The sequence below is a fragment of the Chamaesiphon sp. OTE_8_metabat_110 genome (assembly GCF_031382685.1).
Taxonomy (GTDB): Bacteria; Cyanobacteriota; Cyanobacteriia; order Cyanobacteriales; family Chamaesiphonaceae; genus Chamaesiphon.
Map to the genome: position 1 here is coordinate 1 of NZ_JANMZA010000217.1, position 3,093 is coordinate 3,093.

1 protein-coding gene is annotated in these 3,093 nt (G+C 46.1%); it reads left to right on the plus strand.

Annotation, left to right across the window (positions count from 1 at the left end; all coding sequences use genetic code 11):
• Window positions 1–789: 789 nt before the first annotated feature.
• The coding region (locus RMO52_RS08095) for a PAS domain S-box protein (RefSeq protein ID WP_310412747.1) at window positions 790–3,093 on the plus strand (2,304 nt) is incomplete at its 3' end.

Below are 3,093 nucleotides of genomic sequence, written 5' to 3' on the forward strand. Positions count from 1 at the left end.
CCCTAAAATTTTTGCAACACAATCATAAAAAAGGCTCTAAGAGGATATTTGAAAAGTTATTTTAGACACCCGTAGTCCCTGGATAATCCCCCTAAATCCCCCTTAAAAAGGGGGACTAAGAGTCCGGTTCCCCCCTTTTTAAGGGGGGTTAGGGGGGATTCTCTAGGGTTTACGAGTGCTGTCTTATACTTTCCAAACATCCTCTTAGACAATCTATTTACCGATCGCAGAATCGAAATAACACTCTTGAGGTCAGAACGCTTATTAAGCAATCATTCTAGGGTCAAGGATGCGATCGGGTCATTTCCCCTCACAATTTCCTCAAGTTTATATGATTCAATGAATTGAGCAAATAAAAAATTAATATGCCAAAAAAGAACATAAATATTAACCTACACAGCGTCGCAGACATAGAGAAACAACATCAAAACGAAAAAGAGTATCGACTTTTAATAGAACTTTATTTATCGAAATCCCGCAGTCGAGATCCTAAATGGAATTCTATAGAGATCCGGAAAAACACTCGGTGGGAATGGCAAAGGTTAGAAATGTTGCAAACGCAGAAACGCTAAGATGATTTTCGGCTGATAACTTCCTCAAGCTCATATAAATTAACAAAAATTAGGGATCTAAATTCCTCTCCTTGAGGAGGATTGTTTTAAGGTGGGATTTGCTTAGTGCAACACATTGCTGGGCGGGAAACCCGCCCAGCACGGAGGTTTCCTCCGCGTGGTTGCATTCGCTAATTCCCCATCCTAAAAACCTCGCTGTCAACTGTTATAATTAGCTATGGCAGTTACTAATTCAGACCTTCAAAATTTTAATTCGATCGGTTTAAAATCTTCATCGGTTCATGTCTTAACAGAGATCCAATCTTATGGCATATTGCTAGTCTTGCAAGAGCCAGATTTAAAGATTTTACAAGTTAGTAATAACACGATCGGTGCAATTGAAGTCTCCCCAAGTCTGGTCATCGGACAGCCATTAGAAAAGTTTTTAGATGTCTTTCAGGTCGAGCAATTTCGAGCGGCATTGGCAGACCAGAGTTTCGATCGCAGCATTTACACGAAAGTATGGGTAACAAAATCAAAGGATATTTTCCGGATCTTTGATGCTGTTTTTCATCGGAGTCCTGATGGCTATTTAATTCTAGAATTGGAACCAACCCAAAAAGACGAACATATTCCTTTTCAAAGTTTTTATCATTTAGCTAAAGCCTCGATTCTGCAAGGGAGATCGGCTAATAGTCAATTGACCGCAACTGCCGATTTAGCTGCTTTCGGTCAAATTATGGTCGCAGAAGTGCGGAAGTTGACTGGATTCGATCGAGTCATGCTCTACAAATTCGATCGGGATGGGCATGGTGAAGTCATCGCTGAGGCTCGAGTAGTCGAAATGGACTCTTATCTGGCTCTGCATTTCCCAGAGTCAGATATTCCCCAACCAGCGCGAGAAATGTTTGTCTTCAATCGGATTCGGGCGATCTCCGACGTTCGGGCTGAGTCAGTGCAACTGATTCCCGCCCTCAATCCGCTAACGGGGCAGCTTACGGATCTCAGCCACTCGATGCTTCGCAGTCCCGATCCTTGTCATGCTGAATACCTCCAGAATATGGGTGCCAGTGCATCCTTGACGATTTCCCTCATCAAAGACGGACGCTTGTGGGGAATTATTACCTGCCATCATCAGACAGCTAAATTCATATCCTATGAGTTGCGGAATGCTTGTGAACTGCTCGGACAGGTAATTTTCGATCGCATCTCCATCATTGAAGATATCCCTGACTATAGCTATCGATCGAAATTAGCTCACTTGCGCTCGATGGGGATCGAGCAGATGTCGCAATCCGCCACGGGATCGCTGGAGTCAACGGCGAGTTTCGTTGATGCTTTAATGGGACAATCACCCAATCTCTTGGATCTCTTCGATGCTGGGGGTGCGGCAATTTGTGTTGGCGGTCGCTGGACGGCAATCGGGCAGATTCCCCCGCCAGCAACACTTGATGACTTGGTGCAATGGTTGACCGACAATGTTCGAGATGATGTATTTACCACCGACTCACTTCCGTTACTAGCTAACGCTCCCGTTGGTGGAGAACGATTTAAAGATGTTGCTAGTGGGATGCTGGCAATTTCCTTGTCGCCAGACAGTTATGTGTTGTGTTTCCGTCCTGAAGTAATTCAAACGGTGAATTGGGGTGGGAATCCAGAGCAGGCTCACCAAGAAGTAGTCGCAGCCGATGGTAATTTGCGATTGAGTCCGCGAAAATCTTTTCAATTGTGGCAAGAACGCGTCCGGCTGCATTCACGCCCGTGGCAAACTGTAGACATCGCCGCCGCCGTCGAATTACGCAAATCGCTGCTCAATATTATCCTCCGTCAATCTGAAGCTGCTTTGCAGCAAAGCGAAGCCCGCTATCGCACTCTAGTAGCCAGTGCCCCTGTCGGCATTTTTCAAACCGACATTGCCGGAGACTGTTTATTTATCAATCAGCAAGGTCTGGAATTAATGGGCGCGTCACCAGCGGAAGTTTTGGGTCGAGGTTGGACAAACTCTATCCATCCCGACGATCGCCCGCGCGTATCTGTCGCCTGGGAGAGTACTGTCGTCTCGAAACATCGATTTGGGCTAGAGTATCGGATGATGACCCCCCAGGGGCAAGTAAACTGGGTCTATGGCAATGCGATCGCGATCGAGGATGAAGCTGGAAACATTACTGGCTATCTGGGCACTCTCACCGATATTACCGAGAAAAAGCGATTAGAGCAGCAATTTCTCCGCGCTCAACGCTTGGAAAGTTTGGGCACCCTCGCCAGCGGCATCGCTCACGATCTGAATAATGTGCTGACACCGATTGTCGGTGCTGCCCAGCTTTTACAAGTTACCCTCCCCACATTAGACGAGCGCAGTCAAAGACTACTGACGATGTTAGTCGAAAGTTCGCTACGCGGGAGTAGTTTAGTCAAACAAATTCTCACATTTGCGCGGGGAGTGGACGGTCAACGCACAGTATTAAAACTACAGCACATCCTCGTCGAAACGATCGATATTGCCCGCCAAACTTTTCCCAAATCGATCGAAATTAGCTTGAAT